We start from the raw sequence: 19,185 nt of genomic DNA, 5'->3' as shown, positions 1-19,185 counted from the left end.
TTGTCTGAGTGTGTGTCGCGGTTGCGGGTGGTGGTGGGTGAGGTCGTCGCCGCTGCTGGTGCGGCCAGGAAGGCTGCGGCGGCTGATCCGGGTGTCGGCGCTGCGGCGGTGGGTGCGCTGGCGGTGCTGGACGAGGTCGCCACCGTCCTGGGGGTGGCGCGGGCTGAGGTGGCGGGGGTGGTGCGGGAGTCGGGGTCGTGGCGGCGGACCCCGGCGGGTCGCCGCGCGGGGGACTTCACGCGGTGGCGGGCGGACTCCTCCCGCCAGGGCGTCGGAGTCGCCCGGGGTGAGGAGCAGGCCGGGGAGATTCTGGAGCTGCTGCCCCGGCTGCGGGACGCCGCACAGCGGGGTGAGGTCACCGAGGGTCACGTCCGCGTCGTCGCGACCGTCCTGGCCGGGGTCGACCCTGCGACGCGGGAGCGCCTTGCGGGGCGTGAGGTGGAGATCGTGGCACGGGCCAAGAGTGTGGCGGTGCCGGTGCTGCGGCGGGAGCTGCAGGGTCAGGCCGCCGCCCTGGAAGCCGCCAAGGCTGATGCGTCCTACGAGGCGGCGCGCAAGGCGCGGTTCCTCCGCCTCACCGCGCGAGGTGAGGTCGTGCGGGTCGAGGGGGCGTTGGATGTGTTGTCGGCGGCGACGCTGCGCACCGCGCTGGACGCGGTCACCCCGGTGCCGGCGGACGGGGATGAGCGCAACCCGGATCAGCGTCGCGCTGACGCCCTCGTCCTGCTCGCCGACCGTGCCCTGGGGGTCGGGGTCGACAAGGCCGGCGCCCAGGTCCGACCCCACCTGAGCATCCTGGTCCGTCAGGACACCTGGCTCCTCCTGCACCACCTGCGCCGCACCTACTCCTGCGCGGCGGGCGGTGAGGCTGCGGGCGAGCGGGGCACCTTCGGCGACGTCAAGCGTGGCGGTGCAGACGCCAGCGTCGCCGGAGGCGCCGCGCCTTCGGACGGCGTGAGCACTGGCGGGAACGGCGCAGCAAACGACGCCGCGAACGCCGACGGCGACGCGGCGCACCGTGACGCCGCCGCCGCGGCGCACCGCGACGGCGCGCCGACTGGCTCGGCGGGGTCGGCGGGGTCGGGGTTGTCGGAGGCCTACGCCCGGTCCGGGCTCGAACGTGAGCCGGTGTTGGCGGAGCTGCTGGACGGGACCCTCGTGCCGTTCGCGGCGTTGGACGTGGTGGCGTGTGACGCGATGTGGCAGCGCGTCGTCCTCGACGCTGAGGGTGTGCCGTTGGATGTGGGGCAGACGGAGCGGACCTACACCCGGGACCTGCGGCGTGCGGTCCTGGTGCGGGACCGGCACTGCCAGTGGCCCGGATGCGTCTTGCGGGCGGCGTGGTGCGAGGTGCACCACGTCATCGAGTGGAACCAGGGTGGCGACACCAGCCTGGTGAATGCCGTGACGCTGTGTCGCGAGCATCACCACCGCGTCCACCGCGACCACACCCGCATCACCCCTACCCGGGGCGGGTTCACCTTCACCACCGCCGACGGACAGCGCATCGGCGCCACCACCCGCCTGGACGACGAGCTCCTCGTCCCCAAACCCCGACCCGAAGGCGAGGGGAGAACTCTGCCCACCGCCGGGCCCGGCGACGACGGACGAGGTGGCGGCGGTTCCAGCGGTGGTGACGGACGAGGTGGCGCAGCTCCTGGCACAGCCCTGCCCGGCGGCGAACGGGGCGGAGGGTTGCCCGGCGGCGGGTCCAGCGGTGGTGACGTACGAGGTGGTGCGGCTCCTGGCGGAGGTCTGCCCAGCGGCGGCGCGGCTCGTGGCGGAGCCCTGCCCAGCAGTGAGCGGGGCGGAGGGTTGCCCGGCGGCGCATCCGGCAGCAGTGCGGCTCCTGGCGCAGCCCTGCCCGGTGGCGAGCTGGACGAAGTCCTGCCCGGCGACCGATCTAGCGGCGGCTCGGAGGTTGTTCGCGGCCGCTCTACCGGGCTGTGGTGAGACGGCAGCGAGCGGCGGCCGTCGACATGAGTACTCGAGGGGCTGGCTTGGCACTGCGTCGTGGCAGGCTGGGGACCGTGCCTCCCGCCCGCAGGTCGACGCGATCCACTGCCCGTCCCGGGCTGAGCTGGGACGTCGTCGAGCCCGCGCCCGTCGTACTCGTCCGGGGAACGGAAGGGCTGCTCGCCGACCGCGCGATGGCTCGGCTGGTGGGCCTCGCTCGCGAGCGCGCCACGGCCGAGTCGACCACGTTGGAGGTCACCCGCCTCGAGGCGTCGATGTACGAGCAGGGGCGGCTCGCGGTGCTCGCGTCGCCGTCGCTGTTCGCCGAGCCGAGGTATGTCGAGATCCTCGGGCTCGAGTCGCTGAACGACGCGTGCGCGACCGACGTGACCGCCTATCTCGCCGATCCAGCGCCCGACGTCGTCCTGGTGCTCCGGCACGCCGGCGGCCAGAAGGGCAAGAAGCTGCTCGAGGCGATCGCGGCGACCGGTGCACCCGAGGTGGCGTGCGAGCCGGTGCCGGAACGGGAGAAGGCGGCGTTCGTCCAGGCGGAGTTCGCGCGGGGCCGCCGCCGCATCGCTCCGGCCGCGGTCACGGCCCTCGTCGACGCCGTCGGTTCGGATCTGCGCGAGCTCGCTGCGGCGTGTTCGCAGCTGATCGAGGACACGACCGGTCAGGTCGGCCAGGACGACGTGGACCGCTACTACGGCGGACGGGTCGAGGCGACGGGTTTCAAGGTCGCCGACGCCGCCATCGCGGGTGATGCCGGACAGGCTCTCGCGCTGGCACGGCATGCCATGGCCAGCGGAACCGACCCCGTGCCGCTCGTCGCTGCCGTCGCCCTCAAGCTGCGCACGATGGCAAAGGTGGCCGCCTCACGCGGTCGCGAGCAGGGAAACGCCACGGCGGGTCTCGCGCCCTGGCAGATCGACCGCGCACGCAAGGAGCTGCAGGGCTGGACACCGGAGGGCCTGGCGGCGGCGGTCAGTGCCGTTGCAGCGGCTGATGCCGAGATTAAGGGCGAAGGGCGGTCGCCCGGGTATGCGATCGAGCGAGCGCTGCTGCGAGTCGCTGCGGCGCGTGCGGGCCGCTGAGCGACGACGTGGAGGGTGCTCGAGTGTCGGGTCGTGCGCGACTCGACTCGGCGGTCCGGTGCCTCGCGACGGCGCCGCGCGTTGGACGCGCCGCTTCGGGGTGCTGAGTCCGACGGGGTGGTGAGCCCGACGGGTGGTGAGCCCGACGGGTGCTGAGTCCGACGGGGTGGTGAGCCCGGACCGCGCGATCGGAGGCGGCGAACTCGGCGCGCTCGTCGGGACGCAGCGCGTCAGCGCGCTGAGCCGCCCGCCCGAGCACCGCAGAGACAGCGACGGCGCCGCACCCGGTGGGGTGCGGCGCCGTCGTCGTGCGTGCGGCGGGTCGGAGCTCAGAGCTCGGCGACCTGCTTCGCGAGCGAGGACTTGCGGTTGGCCGCCTGGTTGGCGTGGATCACGCCCTTGCTGACGGCCTTGTCGAGCTTGCGGGTGGCGACGCGAAGAGCCTCGTCGGCCTTCTCCTTGTCACCCGCAGCGATGGCCTCGCGCGTCTTGCGCACGTAGGTCTTCAGCTCCGACTTGACGGACTTGTTGCGCAGACGAGCCTTCTCGTTCGTCTTGTTGCGCTTGATCTGGGACTTGATGTTGGCCACGTGTGGAACTTCCTGCTGGATTCGTCTGGGTCGGCGAGGGTTCCCCGGCGGCCGGGACAAGGCGTGGGGCACCTCGGAGAAGCCATCGGGAACGAGCCGGCCGACCCGTGCGGGCGCCAGGCTCGACCCACCATGCTACCAGCCGTGCAGCTCGCGCAGGGCCGCGACCACCGCGTCGTACCGCGGGTGCTCCAGGATGGCGCCCTCACGCCGGATCCGGTCCTCCGGGACGCGCAGGAGACGGTCGAGTCGCACCTCGCTGTCGCGCCGCTTGCGGTCCCACTCTCCGGTACCGACGTCGAACCAGTACCGGCCCCGTCGGGCCTCGGCGGCGCGGTCGCCCGTCCGGTCCTTCGAGGTGAGCTGCAGCGCCACGAGCGCACCGCCGCCCGACCCGACGACGAGCATCGGGCGGTCCTTGCCCTTGCTCGCGTCCTCCTCGTACGGCACCCAGCCCCAGACGATCTCGCCCGGGTCGGCCGCGCCGTCGAGGTCGGGGGCGTAGCTCAGCAACGGGGGGCCGAACGCCGGCACGTCGTACTCGGTGATGCCCCCGGGCGGGGGTGGCGCCTGTCCGCCCGGCGGCCGGGTGGGGGTCGGCCGCCCGGCGGGCGACGGCGACGGCGTGGGCCGGGTCTCCCGTGACGGCGACGGCGGGGTGCGCGTGCGCCCCGGGGCGGGCCGCAGCGCCGTGCCAAGGGCTCGCGCGGCGGAGCGCAGGATGTCCGTGGCTCTCACGCCGGACACCCTAGCCCCGCCCCGTGGCCGCGCAGCGAGGGCGCCGGGTCGGGTGAGTCGTGCGGGCTGGGGCGCGCCGCGGCGGGGTGGCGCGGGAGGGGCACGGGCCGTCGGGTTGCGGGCGCGGGTCGTCCGTACCGCCCACGCCGTGACCGGCGTTACCCAACCGTTACGCCCGCGCACTACGGTTCGAGCCATGGTCGACCTGTTCGAGGGTTATCCCGCCGGCGCAGCCTGGGACGAGATGCTCGGCAGCGCGTCCGGCACCGACGGGCACGAGGAGTGGCGCAGCCAGTTCGCCCACGTCCGCGCGATCATGTCGCGGCTCTCCCCGCAGGAGATCCGGAGCCGCGCTGATGCGCTCGCCCGCTCCTACCTCGCCCAGGGGGTGACCTTCGACATCGGCGGCGAGGAGCGACCCTTCCCGCTAGACCCCGTCCCGCGCGTTCTCGACACCGGCGAGTGGAACGTGCTCGCCCCGGGCATCGCCCAACGGGTCAAGGCCCTCGAGGCGCTCCTCGAGGACATCTACAGCCGGCAGAAGGTCGTGTCCGACGGCGTGATCCCCCGTGCGCTCATCACCTCCTCCGCGCACTTCCACCGTCAGGCGAGGGGCATTGTCCCGGGCAACGGCGTCCGGGTGCAGGTCGCCGGGATCGACGTCATCCGCGACTCCGAGGGCGGCTGGCGCGTCCTCGAGGACAACGTGCGCATCCCGTCGGGCGTGAGCTACGTGCTCTCCAACCGGCGCGCCATGGCGCAGACCTTCCCCGAGCTGTTCACGTCGATGCGTGTCGCGCCCGTGGTCGACTACCCGCGGCGTCTGCTCGCCGCGCTGACGGCCGCGGCGCCGTCGGGCGTGGACGACCCCGTCGTCGTCGTGCTCACCCCGGGCGTGTACAACTCCGCGTACTTCGAGCACTCGCTGCTGGCGCGACTCATGGGGGTCGAGCTCGTGGAGGGCCGAGACCTCGTGGTCTCCGGCGGCCGCGTCTACATGCTCACCACCGACGGCCGCCGGCGGGTGGACGTGATCTACCGCCGCGTCGACGACGACTTCATCGACCCGGTGGCGTTCCGGCCCGACTCGCTCCTGGGGTGTCCCGGACTCATCACCGCCGCACGGCTGGGCAATGTGACCCTTGCGAACGCCGTCGGCAACGGCGTGGCCGACGACAAGCTCATGTACACCTACGTCCCCGACCTCATCCGCTACTACCTGGGCGAGGAGCCCCTCATCAACAACGTCGACACCTGGCGGCTGGAGGAGCCCGAGGCGCTCAGCGAGGTGCTGGACCGGCTCGAGGAGCTCGTCGTGAAGCCGGTCGACGGTTCCGGCGGCAAGGGCATCATCATCGGGCCCGCGGCCAGCCGCGCCGAGATCGACGAGGCGCGCACGCGGCTGCGCCTCGATCCCCGCGGCTGGATCGCGCAGCCCGTGGTGCAGCTGTCCACGGTGCCGACCCTGGCCGGCGACTCCATGCGGCCGCGGCACGTCGACCTGCGTCCCTTCGCGGTGAACGACGGCGAGGACGTCTGGGTCCTCCCCGGTGGCCTCACGCGGGTGGCCCTGCAGGAGGGTCAGCTCGTGGTCAACTCCTCGCAGGGCGGCGGGTCGAAGGACACGTGGGTCATGGGCGAGGCGCGTCGCTACGACGCGGGCGACCCCGAGGCGGCGCCGATCGCGACCCTCGAGCTGCGTCAGGGACCGTCGGTGGACACGCATCCGGACAGCCGGAAGTCGGTGTCCCAGCAGCAGCAGCAACAGCAGCAGGGCGGGACTGCGCAGCGGCAGAGCCAGCAGCAGGGTGGGCGCGCCCAGCGGCCGGAACCGCCGCAGCAGCAACTGCCCCAGCAGCAGCAACAGCAGCAGGGCGGGACGGCGCAGCGCCAGAGCCAGCCGCATGGCACGCGACGCCGGACCCCCGGCAGTGAGGGGACGAGCACGTGCTGAGCCGGATCGCCGAGTCGCTGTTCTGGGTCGGGAGGTACGTCGAGCGGGCGGACGACACCGCACGCATCCTCGACGTGCACCTGCAGCTCCTCCTGGAGGACCCCTGGATCTCCGAGGACCTGGCGTGCCGCTCGCTGCTCGCCGTCATGGGGGCGGCCCCGCCGCCGGTGGGGACGCTCGTGGCGCCGTCGGACGTGCTGGACGTGCTCGCCTACGACCGGCTAAACCCCGGCTCGATCGCCGGTGCGCTCGAGGCCGCGCGCGAGAACGCGCGGCGGGCGCGCGAGACGATCTCGACCGAGCTGTGGGAGTGTCTCAACACCACCCGCAACGAGCTCGGCTCGGTGATCGGCTCCCGCAGCACCCCGGAGTTCTTCGCGTGGGTCCGCGAACGCGGCGCGGTGGCCACCGGGATCGCCGACTCGGCGACGAGTCGTGACCAGATCTGGACCTTCCTCGTGCTCGGCCGCTCGATCGAGCGCGCGGACATGACGGCCCGCCTCGTCGCCACGCGCGCCGTGGCGGGCACGAGCGGGCCGAGCTGGACCACACTGCTGCGCTCGTGTGGCGCCTACGAGGCCTTCCTGCGGGCCTACCGGGGCAACGCGAGCGATGCCCTCGCCGCGGAGTTCCTGCTCCTGGACCCGCACTTCCCGCGGTCCGTCGTGTACGCCCTCAAGCAGGCGGAGGACTGCCTCCTCGCGCTCGGCGAGGGCAGCGACCGCACCGGCACCGAGAGCGCGATGCGCATCCTCGGCCGGGTCCGTTCGGGCCTGGAGTTCCGCCCGGTGGGCCAGCTGCTCGACAACCTTCCCGAGGAGATGGAGGAGGTGCAGCGCGCGTGCTCGACGGCGAGCGACGCCGTCGGGCTGCGGTACTTCCCCTCGGGCCTGCACGACGACTGGGTGGGAGAGCGACTGTGACCAGGCTGCACATCGTCCACACGACGACCTTCGCGTACGAGCGGCCCGCCGTTGCGTCCTACAACGAGGTGCGCATGCGCCCCGCGACGATCCCCGGGCAGATGGTGCTGGCCTCACGGGTGACGGCGACGCCGTCGACGTGGAGCCACGAGTACCGCGACTACTGGGGCACGTACGTCGTCGGGTTCGAGGTGCTCCGGCGCCACTCCGAGCTCGTGGTCGTCTCCGAGTCGACGGTCGACCTCGCGGCACGCCCCGATCCGGGCGCGACGGGGGTGGCCGACGCCGTGGAGTGGTCCACGCTGACCGAGCTCGCCGTCGTGGACCGGCTGGCGGAGTATCTCGCCACGACCGCCGCCACCGCGCCGTCGGACGACCTCGCCGCGCTCGCGCTCGAGCGGGCCGGCGGGCTCGGCCCGGCCGAGGCGGCGCTGGCCGTGTGCAACGCGGTGCGCGACGCCGTCGAGTACGTGCCCGGGGCGACCGGGGTGCACACGCGCGCGACCGAGGCGTGGGAGCAGCGCAAGGGTGTCTGCCAGGACATCGCGCACCTCGCGCTCGGCGCGCTGCGCAGCCTGGGCATCCCGGCGCGCTACGTGTCGGGGTACCTCCACCCGCTCGGCTACGAGGCCAAGCCCGGCGAGACGTTCGTGGGGGAGTCGCACGCCTGGATCGAGTTCTGGTGCGGGGACTGGTACCCGTACGACCCCACGAACCGCACGGCGGTGGGCGACCACCACGTCGTGGTCGGGCGCGGCCGGGACTACTACGACGTCACCCCGCTGCGCGGCGTGCTCGCTGGGGGCGGCCGGTCGCGGCAGTCCGTGGAGGTGCGGCTCACGCTCGAGGCGTGAGTCGAGCCGGCCGGGCCGAGCAGACGAGCGCGGGCCGGGCTCCGAGGAGCCCGGCCCGCGCGCTCGTTCAGCGTGCAGCGCTCAGCGTGGCGCAGTCCAGCGGTGATCGAGCCTCAGGCGCCCGAACCCGCCAGCGTCCCGGTGGACTGCCCGTCGAGGGAGTACACGGCGCACGTCACGGTGCGGTCGCCCTGGTCCCAGGAGCCGTCGGTCGGGTAGAGCATGTAGACGTCGAGGTTGGTGGTGTCCTCGTAGGAGGCGCCCACGAACGACTCGAACTCCTTCAGGCAGAAGTCCGAGGCCTCCTGCTGCACGGCGTCGGTGCCCGGGTAGTCGTCGCCGTCGATGTCGTACTCGGCGTACACCTCGTTGTCGTGCGCCTCCGAGCAGTCCACGATCGGGACGTCGGAGACCTCGGTGGTGTCGTCGGGGTCGTTGAAGCAGTCGCCCTTCTCCAGGGAGAACGCGCTGCCGCTCGAGCAGGCGGCGGTCAGTCTCAGAGCAGCGCCGCGATCCCGATGATCACGAGAATGCCGAACGAGATCCCCGCCGAGGCCAGCGACGCGAACGCGAGGGCGGTGAGCCCACCGATGCCGGTGCGCGGCACGACGCTGGTCTCCGCACCGGACACCACGACGGTGACCTCCTGACCGTCCGGGGTCCGGGTGTGCACGACGTTGTCGGGGTGCTCGCCCGTGCGCTCCATCTCGCCGAGCCGGCCCAGCACCTGGTGGCGCCGGACGGCGAGCCACACCACGGGCACGGCGAGCAGCAGCGCCACGAAGCGCAGCACCCAGGCGCCGAACCCCTGGACGGACAGGGTCGCGAGCACGAGCCCGCCCACGCACACCCCGGCGATCACGAGCACCACGAGCGAGGGTCGTGCGACGGCGCGGGTGCCGCCGCGGCCGAACGCGCCCCAGTCCACACCGTTCGTCATGGCTCGAGCCTGACACGTCACGCTGCGGCGTGCATCCCGCCTACGGGGTGAGGCTCGTCGCGAGGAGCGCGTCCAGCGCGCGCAGCCCGTCGGGATCGCCCCCGACGGCGAGCGAGAGGTCGTGCGCCGACGTGCGGCCCCACAGGAGGAGGGCGAGCGCGGGCGCCGGCCCGGTGACGCTCACCGCCGGTGCGCCGGGCGGCGCACCCGACAACGTCCACCGGTGCTCGCCGTCGGCGGCGAGCGTGAGGGCGATCGGCGGTGGCGCGATCCGGGCGAGCCGGATCTGGCGCGGGTGCATCACGGTGACGGCCTCGTCGACGCAGTCCAGCCACCACGCGTCCGGGACTTCCGCCGTGTCGAGGCCGGTCGCCGTGCGCAGGTCCCACAGGTGAACGAGCGTCTCGGACTTCTGGCGTCGGTGCCAGAACGCGACCGTGCCACCGGCGTCACCGGGGGAGTCGTCCAGGAGGGTCCACGCGGGCGCGTCGGCGTCGAGGCGGCGCAGCACGTCCGCGAGCTCGGTCGCTCCCGCCCGGTAGTGGCAGGCGAGGTCGACCGGCGCGTCGACGGGCTCGGCGAGCGGCGCGTCCGGCGGCGGCTCGGGGAAGCGCGCAGCCTGGGCGGCGGCCCAGCGGTGGATCTCGACGAGGTGCGTCACGAGGTCCCTCACGCGCCAGGTGCCGCACGAGGGGACGGGCTCGTCGGGATCCACGAGCGGCACGGTGGCGAGGAAGCGGGCCTGGAGGTCGAGGAGGTCGAGGAGGTCCGTGGGCAGCGCGCGCGGGGGGTGGTCCGGGCTCATGGGACCATTGTGGGAGTCCCACTCGTCCGTCCCGGAGCACTCGTGCCGATTCCCTCGCCTGCGCTCGCCGCCGGCATCCAGCCCGCCGCCACGGCGCCCCACCTGCTGCGCAACTTCTGCATCATCGCGCACATCGACCACGGCAAGTCCACGCTGGCCGACCGGATGCTCCAGCTCACCGGGGTGGTGGACTCGCGCGCCATGCGGGCCCAGTACCTGGACCGGATGGACATCGAGCGCGAGCGCGGCATCACGATCAAGAGCCAGGCGGTCCGGATGCCGTGGGGCGTCACCGGCGACGACGGCGTGGAGTCCGCCTACGCGCTCAACATGATCGACACCCCGGGCCACGTCGACTTCACGTACGAGGTCTCGCGCTCGCTCGCGGCGTGCGAGGGTGCCGTGCTGCTCGTCGACGCCGCGCAGGGCATCGAGGCGCAGACCCTGGCGAACCTGTATCTCGCGCTCGAGAACGACCTCACGATCATCCCGGTGCTCAACAAGATCGACCTGCCGGCCGCGCAGCCGGAGAAGTGCGCCGAGGAGCTGGCGAACCTCATCGGCGGCGACCCCGAGGACTGCCTGCGCGTCTCGGGCAAGACCGGCGCCGGCGTGGTCGAGCTGCTGGACCGCATCGTCGCGGACATCCCGGCGCCGACGGGCGACCCCACGGCGCCGGCGCGCGCGATGATCTTCGACTCGGTCTACGACACCTACCGCGGCGTGGTGACGTACGTGCGCGTGGTGGACGGCCAGCTGAGCCCGCGCGAGCGCATCCTCATGATGTCCACCCGCGCGACCCACGAGCTGCTCGAGATCGGCGTCTCGGCGCCGGAGCCCACGCCGACCCGCGGCCTCGGGGTGGGGGAGGTGGGGTATCTCATCACGGGCGTGAAGGACGTGCGCCAGTCCCGCGTCGGCGACACCGTGACGAACGCGCACAAGCCCGCGAGCGACGAGCTCGGGGGGTACCGCGACCCCAAGCCCATGGTCTTCTCCGGGCTGTACCCCATCGACGGCTCGGACTACCCCGTGCTGCGGGACGCCCTTGACCGGCTCAAGCTCAACGACGCCGCGCTGGTGTACGAGCCGGAGACGTCCGCGGCGCTGGGCTTCGGCTTCCGGTGCGGCTTCCTCGGCCTGCTCCACCTGGAGATCGTGCGCGAGCGGCTCGAGCGCGAGTTCACCCTCGACCTCATCTCCACCGCGCCGAACGTGGTCTACGACGTGACGATGGAGGACGGCACCGAGCACGTGGTGACGAACCCGAGCGAGTATCCCGCGGGCAAGATCCGCGAGGTCCGCGAGCCCGTGGTGCGCGCCACGATCCTCACGCCGAACGAGTTCGTCGGCGGGATCATGGAGCTGTGCCAGTCGCGGCGAGGAGCGCTGCAGGGCATGGACTACCTGTCCGAGGACCGCGTCGAGATGCGCTACACACTCCCGCTCGCCGAGATCGTCTTCGACTTCTTCGACCAGCTGAAGTCGAAGACCCGCGGGTACGCCTCGCTCGACTACGAGACGACCGGCGACGCGCCCGCCGACCTCGTCAAGGTCGACATCCTGCTGCAGGGCGAGACGGTCGACGCGTTCAGCGCCATCGTGCACAAGGACAAGGCGTACTCCTACGGCGTGATGATGGCCGGCAAGCTCAAGGACCTCATCCCGCGTCAGCAGTTCGAGGTGCCGATCCAGGCCGCGGTGGGGTCGCGGATCATCGCGCGCGAGACCGTCCGCGCGATGCGCAAGGACGTGCTCGCCAAGTGCTACGGCGGTGACATCTCGCGCAAGCGCAAGCTGCTCGAGAAGCAGAAGGAGGGCAAGAAGCGCATGAAGACGATCGGTCGCGTCGACGTGCCGCAGGAGGCCTTCATCGCCGCGCTGTCCTCCGACGCCCCGACCGGCAAGGACGCCAAGGACGCGAAGAGGTGAGGCTGCCCGACGGCGAGGACGCGCCGTCGGACGGCACGCTTCCTTCCGCGGTGGTCCAGGGGGCGGCGGAGCGCGTGTTCGGGGTCTACCTGCACGTCCCGTTCTGCGCCGTGCGGTGTGGATACTGCGACTTCAACACCTACACGGCGCTGGAGCTCGCCCGCCCCGGCGAGCAGCTCGTCGGCGCGAGCCAGGACACCTACGCCCAGGCCGCATGCGCCGAGATCGCCTTCGCCGACGCCGCACTGCGGGCGTCGGGCGTGCCGCGCCGCACGGTGGAGACCGTCTTCGTCGGCGGGGGGACGCCCACCCTGCTGCCCGTGGCCGACCTCGCGGCGATGCTCCAGGCGGTACGGGACACCTGGGGCCTCGCCCCGGACGCGGAGGTGACCACCGAGGCCAACCCGGACTCGGTCACGCCGGACGCCCTGCGTGCACTGGCCCGGGCGGGCTTCACCCGCATCTCGTTCGGCATGCAGTCCGCCGTGCCGCACGTGCTCGCCACGCTCGACCGCACCCACGATCCCGAGCGGGTGCCCGATGCGGTGCGCTGGGCGCGCGAGGCGGGCCTGGCGGTGTCGGTGGACCTCATCTACGGCACACCGGGGGAGTCCCTCGCGGACTGGGCCACGAGCCTCGCGGCCGCCGTCGCGCTCGAGCCGGACCACGTGTCGGCCTACGCGCTCACCGTGGAGGAGGGCACCGCGCTGCACCGCCGCGTGGCGCGGGGTGAGCTGCCCGCCCCCACCGACGACGATGAGGCCGCGAAGTACGAGCTCGCCGACGCCGTGCTCGCTGGGGCGGGCTACGACTGGTACGAGATCAGCAACTGGGCCCGCACGCCCGCCGACCGGTGCCGGCACAACGTCGCCTACTGGCGCAACCAGGACTGGTGGGGCATCGGCCCGGGCGCGCACAGCCATGTCGGCGGGACGCGGTGGTGGAACGTCAAGCACCCGCGGGCGTACGCGGCGCGGATCGCCGCCGGCGTCTCGCCGGCCGCCGCGCGCGAGGTGCTCGACGGCGAGGCTCGCCTGCTCGAGGACGTCCTCCTCGGGACGCGGCTGGTCGAGGGGTATCCGGTCAGCGCACTCTCGCGGCAGGCGGTCGAGGGCCTGGTTGCCGACGGCCTCGCCGTCCGCACCGACGCCGACCGGCTCGTGCTCACGCTGCGTGGACGCCTGCTCGCCGACACCGTGGTGCACCGCCTGACCTGAGCCGTGCCCGTGCGATCGCGTGACCGGGAGCCGGGTCTCGGGTGGCCGGGTGCATGGGACTGCCGGGCGCCTGCTTGACACTCCTGGGGCGTACCGCTTCGCTGACAGGTGCGGTGACCGCCGCCCGCGTGGACACGGCTGCTCGAGGGCCGTAGCGCACGACAGATCGAGAGGACGTCATCGATGAGCGAGCCCAACGCTCCAGAGGAGAAGAAGCCCACCGCGCCGGACGGTGAGGGTTCGACGCCCGCGCCCCCGCCGCCTGCGTGGGGTGGCACCGAGGGCGACTCGCCCGCGCCGACCACCCCGCCGGCGCCGTCCGCCCCCGCGCCGTCCGCGCCGTCCGCCCCGAGCTGGGGCGCCACGCCGTCGGACACCCCGCCGCCCAGCGCGCCGCCCGCGTACGGCAGCCAGACGCCGCCGTCGCCGTACGGCGCACCCAGCGCGCCCACGCCGCCGCCCGCGTACGGTGCGCCGAGCCAGCCGACGCCGCCGTCGCCCTACGGCGCGCCGAGCCAGCCGCCGTCGCCCTACGGTGCGCCCCCGCAGCCGTCGAGTGCCTACCCGCAGTCCTCCGACGCGGGCTACACGCCCCCGCCGGGTTCGGGCGGGTTCCCGACGCCGCCGCCGGCCCCCGAGTACGGGTACGGCTCCCAGCAGGCCGGCTACGCGGGCGGCTACCAGCAGCCCGCCGACATCGGCAGCGCACTGGGCTGGGGCTGGAAGAAGTTCGGCCAGAACGCCGGCGTGCTCATCGGGTCGCACGTCCTGTGGTACCTGGTGATCATCGCGATCGCGCTCGTCGGGTTCGCCGTCGCGGGCCTGTTCGGCACCACGCGCTACAACACGTCCGACGGCGTGAACGTCGCCGCCGCGTTCGGCGTCTTCGGCTCGATCGTCCTGTACTTCTTCGTCTTCGCGGCCGTCTTCCTCGCCCAGATCGGCCTCATCAACGGCTACCTCACGATCGCGGACGGTCAGCGCCCGGCGCTCGGGACGTTCTTCACGTTCCGCAACATCGGGGCCGCGCTGCTCGCGGTGCTGCTGATCGCCGTGGTGTCCGCCGTGCTCTCGATCGTCCCGGTGATCGGTTCGATCGCCGTCGCGTTCTTCACGGTCTTCGCGCTGTACTTCGTGGTCGACCGCAACCAGGACGCGATCTCCGGGATCCGGTCCGCCGCCACGCTGGCGATCCAGAACCCCGCGCAGACGCTGCTGCTCATCGTCGTGACCTACCTGCTCAACGTGGTCGGTGCGCTCGTGTGCGGCGTCGGCCTGCTCGTCACGGTGCCGCTCGCCGGCCTTGCCACGGTGTACCTGTACCGCCGCCTGTCCGGCGGCCAGGTCGCCGCGGCCTGAGCCGGCGACCGCCCCCGGTCACACGAACGAACGCCGGTCCCGCATCGCGGGGCCGGCGTTCGGCGTTCAGTGAGCCGTGACGAAGTCGACGAGCTCCTCGACCCGGCCGAGCAGCGCGGGGGAGAGGTCGCGGTAGTCGCGCACGCGCCCGAGGATGCGGGCCCAGCCGCGCGCGACGTCGGCCTGGGTCGCGTGCGGCCAGCCCAGGGCGGTGAGCGTGCCCACCTTGATGTCCGTGCCGCGCGGTACGTGGGGCCACGCGGTGAGACCCACGCGGTCGGGGTTCACCGCCTGCCAGACGTCGACGTACGGGTGGCCCAGCACGAGGACGTGGGCGGCCCGCCCGCCGAGGGCTCGCAGGGTGTCGTCGGCGAGCCGACGCTCCTTCGACCCCGGGACGAGGTGGTCCAGGAGCACGCCGGCCCGGCGCTCGGGGCCCGGGGCGAAGTCGGTGAGCACCTCGCGGAGGTGATCCGCGCCGTCGAGCATCTCCACGACGACGCCCTCGAGGCGCAGGTCCTCGCCCCAGACGCGCTCGACGAGCTCGGCGTCGTGCTTGCCCTCCACCCATATCCGCGAGGCGCGCGCCACGCGCGCGCGGGCACCGGCGACGGCGAGCGAGCCGGACGCGGTCCGCGCCCGTCCGGTGGCACCCCCGGCGCCCGCGGGGCGCGGCGGACGGACGAGGCGCACGGGCGCGCCGTCCACCCAGAACCCCGCGCCGAGCGGGAACGAGCGCTGGGCGCCACGGCGGTCCTCCAGCACGACGACGTCCCCGCCGTTGGTGCGCTCGACGCGCAGCACGGCGCCCACGTACCCGGTCGTGACGTCCTCGACCACGAGGCCGGCGACGGCGGGCTCGTCCCGGGTGACCTTCCGGCTGCCCGTGCGCACCCGGGGGTCGCGCACGCGGTCGGGGGCGTCGGCGGCGAGCACGTCGGCGGCGTAGAGGTCGGGTCGGAGCGGGTCGCGCGGGGGCACCCGCGGACCATACCGGCGTAGGATTAGCACTCTGGCACGTCGAGTGCCACGGCGGCGCGGGCTGCGTCGCCTGCGGTGAGCGGACCTGGGAGGGGACGATGGCAGCGGATCGGCGCCTGGACGTGCTGCGCGCCATCGTGTCCGACTACGTCGAGACGCGGGAGCCGGTCGGCTCGCGCACGCTCGTCGAGCGGCACCAGCTCGGCGTGTCGCCGGCCACCATCCGCAACGACATGGCGGCGCTGGAGGAGGCCGGCTACATCGCGCAGCCGCACACCTCCGCGGGCCGCATCCCCACCGACGCCGGCTACCGCGTGTTCGTGGACCACCTCGCGTCGCTGCGCCCCCTCCAGCCGCCCGAGCGCCGGGCCATCGAGTCCTTCCTCAGCGCCTCGGTCGACCTCGACGACGCCGTGAGCCGCACGGTGCGCCTGCTTGCGCAGCTCACCCACCAGGTCGCCGTCGTGCAGTACCCCTCGCTGCGCCGCTCGGCGCTGCGCCACCTCGAGCTCGTACCGCTCGGCGCGGACCGGATGCTGGTCGTGATGATCACCGACAGCGGCCGGGTCGAGCAGCGCACCCTCACCGTCCCGTCCGCCGGCGCCGCGCACGACGCGACCGCCACGACCGCGCTCGACGAGGGCGTCGTCGCCGACCTGCGGGCGAGGCTCAACGCGGCCGCCGCCGGTCGGCGGATGCCGCAGCTCGCCGTCGCGCTCGCCGCGGTGGCGGACGACGTCGAGCCGCGCCTCGCGCCGCTGGTCGAGGCCCTCGCCGCGGTGGTGGGCGAGACGCTCCTAGAGGAGGTCGAGGACCGCATCGTCATGGCCGGCACGGCCAACCTCGCGCGGTCGGGCTTCGACTTCGCGCACACGATCTCGCCGGTGCTCGAGGCGCTCGAGGAGCAGGTCGTCCTCATGCGCCTGCTCGCCGAGATGGCCGCGGACGCCGACGCGCTGCGCCAGGAGCACGGCGAGGTCGCGGTCCGGATCGGCGCGGAGAACCGGCACACCGGACTCGCGGAGACGTCTGTCGTTGCCGCGCCGTACGGTGGGGAGGGCAGCGGGGACGCGCTGGCGTTCCTCGGCGTCCTCGGACCGACCCGGATGGACTACCCGGGAACCATGGCGGCCGTCCGGGCCGTCGCGCGGTACCTCTCGCGCATCGTCACGCCGTGACCGGCGCGACCCACGCCTTTCGTCCCAGCACTGACCACCCAGATCCCCGAACGAGGATGAACCACCCACGTGACTGACTACTACGAGGTCCTCGGCGTCTCGCGCGACGCGTCCACGGACGAGATCAAGCGCGCCTACCGCAAGCTCGCCCGGCAGTACCACCCCGACATCGCGGGTGAGGCCGGCGCGGAGCGGTTCAAGGAGGTCACGGCCGCGCACGAGGTGCTGTCGGACCCGGACAAGCGCGCGATGTACGACGCAGGCGGCGGCCCCGGCGGAGCCGGTGCGGGGGCCTTCGGGTTCTCCGACATCTTCGAGACGTTCTTCGGCGCGGCCGCCGGCGGCAGCGCACGCGGCCCCGTGCCGCGCGCCCGCCGAGGGCAGGACGCGCTCGTCCGGCTCGACCTCGAGCTGGCCGAGGAGGCGTTCGGCGCGCGCAAGGAGATCACGGTCGAGACCGCCGTGGTGTGCGGCACGTGCCACGGCTCCTGCGCGCGGCCCGGCACCTCGCCCCGCCCCTGTCAGGTGTGCGGCGGCCGCGGATCGGTCCAGCGCGTCGCGCGCTCCTTCCTCGGCAACGTCATGACCCAGGCGCGCTGCGACGCGTGCCAGGGCTTCGGCTCGACGATCCCCGAGCCGTGCCCCGAGTGCTCCGGCGAGGGGCGCGTGCGCACCCGCCGCACCATCACCGTGGACGTGCCCGCCGGCGTCGAGAACGGCACGCGGATCAAGCTCGTCGGGCACGGCGAGGTCGGCCCCGGCGGCGGCCCCGCCGGCGACCTCTACGTCGAGATCCGCGAGCACCCCCACCCCGTCTTCACCCGTCGGGGGGACGACCTGCACTGCACCACCTCGCTGCCGATGACCGCGGCCGCCCTCGGCACGGTCGTCTCGCTCGACACGCTCGACGGCGAGCAGGAGGTCGACATCGCACCCGGCACCCAGGGTGACCACGTCATCACCCTGCGCGGCAAGGGCATGGGCCGGCTGCGCGGCCACGGGCGCGGTGACCTGCACGTCCACCTCGACGTCCAGGTGCCGACGCGGCTGGACGAGCGGCAGGAGGAGCTGCTGCGCGAGCTCGCCGCGCTGCGCGGCGAGGAGCAGCCGCAGGCGCGGCTCGCGCCGGTCGGGGCCGGGATGTTCTCCCGCCTGCGGGACAAGCTGGCGGGTCGCTCATGACGGTCGCCCACCAGGTCACGGTCCCCGACGACGTCGACATGCGCTCGTTGCTGGGCCCGCGCGACGAGGTGCTGCGCGCGCTCGAGCGAGGGTTCCCCGACCTGTCGGTGCACGTGCGCGGCAGCGTCGTCACCCTGGAGGGCGAGCCCGCCGACGTGTCGCTGGCCGAGCGCCTCGTGGACGAGCTCGCCCAGGTCTCGCGCGCGTCCCAGCCGCTCACGGCCGACGCCGTCGAGCGGGCGATCGCGATGCTGCGCTCGCCCGCGCCGACGTCGCCCGCGAGCGTCCTGACGATGAACATCCTGTCCTCGCGCGGCCGCACGATCCGGCCCAAGACCGTGGGGCAGAAGGAGTACGTCGAGGCGATCGACCGCAACACCGTGACGTTCGGCATCGGCCCGGCCGGCACGGGCAAGACCTACCTCGCGATGGCGAAGGCCGTGCAGGCGCTGCAGGCCAAGCAGGTCGCGCGGATCCTGCTCACGCGCCCCGCCGTGGAGGCGGGGGAGCGGCTCGGGTTCCTGCCGGGCACGCTCAACGACAAGATCGACCCCTACCTGCGGCCGCTGTACGACGCGTTGCACGACATGGTCGACCCGGACTCGATCCCGCGGCTCATGGCGTCGGGCACGATCGAGGTCGCGCCGCTGGCCTACATGAGGGGCAGGACCCTCAACGACGCGTTCATCGTGCTCGACGAGGCGCAGAACACCTCGCCCGAGCAGATGAAGATGTTCCTGACCCGCCTCGGGTTCGGCTCGCGGATGGTGGTGACGGGCGACGTCACCCAGGTCGACCTGCCCGGTGGCACGCAGTCCGGCCTGCGCGTGGTCTCGGAGATCCTGCACGACATCGACGACATCGCGTTCTGCCGGCTGACCTCCGCTGACGTCGTGCGCCACCGCCTCGTCGGCGAGATCATCGACGCCTACGCGAAGTGGGACGACGTCGCGCGCGCGGGCGAACGTCCCGTGCGCCGCGAGGGCGCCGACCACCCGCGCGGCGACCGTCGCGGCAGGAGGACACCGTGAGCACCGAGATCACCAACGAGTCCGCCTACGAGATCGACGAGCTCGAGTTCGCCGCGCTCGCGCGGTACGTGCTGGACCAGATGCACGTGCACCCGCAGGCCGAGCTGTCGGTCATCTTCGTCGACGTCCCGGCCATGACCGAGCTGCACGTGCGCTGGATGGACGAGCCCGGCCCGACCGACGTGATGTCCTTCCCCATGGACGAGCTGCGCCCCGGCACCGAGGGTGAGCCGTCCGATCCCGGGATCCTCGGCGACATCGTCGTGTGTCCCGAGGTCGCCACCGCGCAGGCCCGCGAGGCCGGCCACTCGGCGCAGGAGGAGATGCTCCTGCTCGTGACGCACGGCATCCTGCACCTGCTCGGCTTCGACCACGCCGAGGAGGAGGAGCGCACCGAGATGTTCGACCTGCAGCGCCGCCTCCTGCTCACGTTCCTGGCGAGTCGGTGAGG

General features: G+C 73.3%; 18 protein-coding genes. 12 read left to right on the top strand and 6 right to left on the bottom strand.

Annotation, left to right across the window (positions count from 1 at the left end; all coding sequences use genetic code 11):
• Positions 1 to 12: 12 nt before the first annotated feature.
• Both AC3AQ1_RS02485 and holA read left to right on the top strand, forming a co-directional pair.
• Positions 13 to 1,953, top strand: coding sequence for an HNH endonuclease signature motif containing protein (locus AC3AQ1_RS02485; RefSeq protein ID WP_159096347.1), 1,941 nt, complete (start codon positions 13 to 15; stop codon positions 1,951 to 1,953).
• A 197-nt stretch (positions 1,954 to 2,150) separates the two neighbouring features.
• Positions 2,151 to 3,050 carry a DNA polymerase III subunit delta gene (holA, locus tag AC3AQ1_RS02480; protein WP_234417696.1) on the top strand — a complete coding sequence of 300 codons (900 nt, stop codon included), beginning with the start codon at positions 2,151 to 2,153 and terminating at the stop codon, positions 3,048 to 3,050.
• A 329-nt stretch (positions 3,051 to 3,379) separates the two neighbouring features.
• On the opposite strand, the gene rpsT is transcribed toward holA, so the two are convergent.
• Both rpsT and AC3AQ1_RS02470 read right to left on the bottom strand, forming a co-directional pair.
• Positions 3,380 to 3,640 carry a 30S ribosomal protein S20 gene (gene rpsT, locus AC3AQ1_RS02475; protein WP_108717689.1) on the bottom strand — a complete coding sequence of 87 codons (261 nt, stop codon included), beginning with the start codon at positions 3,638 to 3,640 and terminating at the stop codon, positions 3,380 to 3,382.
• 135 nt (positions 3,641 to 3,775) lie between these two features.
• Complete coding sequence (locus AC3AQ1_RS02470) at positions 3,776 to 4,378, bottom strand: type II toxin-antitoxin system PemK/MazF family toxin (protein WP_234417695.1); 603 nt, start codon at positions 4,376 to 4,378, stop codon at positions 3,776 to 3,778.
• A gap of 196 nt (positions 4,379 to 4,574) precedes the next feature.
• On the opposite strand from AC3AQ1_RS02470, the gene AC3AQ1_RS02465 reads away from it, so the two are divergent.
• The 3 genes from AC3AQ1_RS02465 to AC3AQ1_RS02455 are packed head-to-tail and all read left to right on the top strand — an operon-like array spanning position 4,575 to position 8,109.
• Entirely contained in the window at positions 4,575 to 6,332 is a 1,758-nt protein-coding gene (locus tag AC3AQ1_RS02465; RefSeq protein WP_108717687.1) for a circularly permuted type 2 ATP-grasp protein, read from the top strand.
• Entirely contained in the window at positions 6,326 to 7,255 is a 930-nt protein-coding gene (locus AC3AQ1_RS02460; protein WP_108717686.1) for an alpha-E domain-containing protein, read from the top strand. Before AC3AQ1_RS02465 ends, AC3AQ1_RS02460 begins: the two co-directional genes overlap by 7 nt.
• Complete coding sequence (locus AC3AQ1_RS02455) at positions 7,252 to 8,109, top strand: transglutaminase family protein (protein ID WP_108717685.1); 858 nt, start codon at positions 7,252 to 7,254, stop codon at positions 8,107 to 8,109. Before AC3AQ1_RS02460 ends, AC3AQ1_RS02455 begins: the two co-directional genes overlap by 4 nt.
• 113 nt (positions 8,110 to 8,222) lie before the next feature.
• Here the strand turns inward: AC3AQ1_RS02455 and AC3AQ1_RS02450 are convergent, their stop codons facing one another.
• The 3 genes from AC3AQ1_RS02450 to AC3AQ1_RS02440 all read right to left on the bottom strand — a co-directional run bounded on the left by AC3AQ1_RS02450 (position 8,223) and on the right by AC3AQ1_RS02440 (position 9,854).
• Positions 8,223 to 8,504, bottom strand: a complete 282-nt coding sequence (locus AC3AQ1_RS02450; protein ID WP_234417694.1) for a septum formation family protein — start codon at positions 8,502 to 8,504, stop codon at positions 8,223 to 8,225.
• Between the two features lie 101 nt (positions 8,505 to 8,605).
• Positions 8,606 to 9,049 (bottom strand): hypothetical protein, encoded by a 444-nt coding sequence (locus AC3AQ1_RS02445; RefSeq protein ID WP_139985878.1) that lies wholly within the window; start codon positions 9,047 to 9,049, stop codon positions 8,606 to 8,608.
• Positions 9,050 to 9,089: 40 nt separating this feature from the next.
• Entirely contained in the window at positions 9,090 to 9,854 is a 765-nt protein-coding gene (locus AC3AQ1_RS02440) for a maleylpyruvate isomerase family mycothiol-dependent enzyme (protein WP_108717683.1), read from the bottom strand.
• Between the two features lie 42 nt (positions 9,855 to 9,896).
• Between AC3AQ1_RS02440 and lepA the strand changes: the two genes are divergently transcribed.
• From lepA to AC3AQ1_RS02425, 3 genes are all read left to right on the top strand, one after another.
• Positions 9,897 to 11,786: a translation elongation factor 4 gene (lepA, locus tag AC3AQ1_RS02435; RefSeq protein ID WP_108717682.1), complete on the top strand. Its 1,890-nt coding sequence runs from the start codon at positions 9,897 to 9,899 to the stop codon at positions 11,784 to 11,786.
• Positions 11,783 to 13,003, top strand: a complete 1,221-nt coding sequence (gene hemW / locus AC3AQ1_RS02430) for a radical SAM family heme chaperone HemW (RefSeq protein ID WP_108717681.1) — start codon at positions 11,783 to 11,785, stop codon at positions 13,001 to 13,003. The genes lepA and hemW overlap by 4 nt, the downstream gene beginning before the upstream one ends.
• 183 nt (positions 13,004 to 13,186) lie before the next feature.
• Positions 13,187 to 14,362: a DUF2189 domain-containing protein gene (locus AC3AQ1_RS02425; protein WP_108717680.1), complete on the top strand. Its 1,176-nt coding sequence runs from the start codon at positions 13,187 to 13,189 to the stop codon at positions 14,360 to 14,362.
• A gap of 66 nt (positions 14,363 to 14,428) precedes the next feature.
• Here AC3AQ1_RS02425 and AC3AQ1_RS02420 read toward each other — a convergent pair whose 3' ends face one another.
• The gene (locus AC3AQ1_RS02420) at positions 14,429 to 15,343 is read right to left on the bottom strand and encodes a DUF3097 family protein (RefSeq protein WP_370445318.1); all 915 of its coding nucleotides are present in this window, start codon (positions 15,341 to 15,343) and stop codon (positions 14,429 to 14,431) included.
• A 98-nt stretch (positions 15,344 to 15,441) separates the two neighbouring features.
• On the opposite strand from AC3AQ1_RS02420, the gene hrcA reads away from it, so the two are divergent.
• From hrcA to ybeY, 4 genes are all read left to right on the top strand, one after another.
• Entirely contained in the window at positions 15,442 to 16,521 is a 1,080-nt protein-coding gene (gene hrcA / locus AC3AQ1_RS02415; protein WP_108717679.1) for a heat-inducible transcriptional repressor HrcA, read from the top strand.
• Between the two features lie 69 nt (positions 16,522 to 16,590).
• Complete coding sequence (gene dnaJ / locus AC3AQ1_RS02410) at positions 16,591 to 17,703, top strand: molecular chaperone DnaJ (RefSeq protein WP_108717678.1); 1,113 nt, start codon at positions 16,591 to 16,593, stop codon at positions 17,701 to 17,703.
• Positions 17,700 to 18,734, top strand: coding sequence for a PhoH family protein (locus AC3AQ1_RS02405; protein ID WP_108717677.1), 1,035 nt, complete (start codon positions 17,700 to 17,702; stop codon positions 18,732 to 18,734). Before dnaJ ends, AC3AQ1_RS02405 begins: the two co-directional genes overlap by 4 nt.
• On the top strand, positions 18,731 to 19,183 hold the full coding sequence (gene ybeY, locus AC3AQ1_RS02400; RefSeq protein WP_108717676.1) for an rRNA maturation RNase YbeY: 453 nt from the start codon (positions 18,731 to 18,733) through the stop codon (positions 19,181 to 19,183). Before AC3AQ1_RS02405 ends, ybeY begins: the two co-directional genes overlap by 4 nt.
• Positions 19,184 to 19,185: the final 2 nt, after the last annotated feature.

Source organism: Miniimonas sp. S16 (assembly GCF_057748195.1).
The sequence above is the reverse complement of the archived record's forward strand: the minus strand, read 5'-3'. Positions and strand labels throughout refer to the sequence as shown.

What these genes read in the sequence shown, in the direction of transcription:
- holA (WP_234417696.1), top strand. Translation starts at nt 2,151, where the DNA reads ATGGCTCGGCTGGTGGGCCTCGCTCGCGAGCGCGCCACGGCCGAGTCG.
- AC3AQ1_RS02425 (WP_108717680.1), top strand. Translation starts at nt 13,187, where the DNA reads ATGAGCGAGCCCAACGCTCCAGAGGAGAAGAAGCCCACCGCGCCGGAC.
- AC3AQ1_RS02465 (WP_108717687.1), top strand. Translation starts at nt 4,575, where the DNA reads ATGGTCGACCTGTTCGAGGGTTATCCCGCCGGCGCAGCCTGGGACGAG.
- AC3AQ1_RS02440 (WP_108717683.1), bottom strand. Translation starts at nt 9,854, where the DNA reads ATGAGCCCGGACCACCCCCCGCGCGCGCTGCCCACGGACCTCCTCGAC.
- AC3AQ1_RS02445 (WP_139985878.1), bottom strand. Translation starts at nt 9,049, where the DNA reads ATGACGAACGGTGTGGACTGGGGCGCGTTCGGCCGCGGCGGCACCCGC.
- hrcA (WP_108717679.1), top strand. Translation starts at nt 15,442, where the DNA reads ATGGCAGCGGATCGGCGCCTGGACGTGCTGCGCGCCATCGTGTCCGAC.
- AC3AQ1_RS02405 (WP_108717677.1), top strand. Translation starts at nt 17,700, where the DNA reads ATGACGGTCGCCCACCAGGTCACGGTCCCCGACGACGTCGACATGCGC.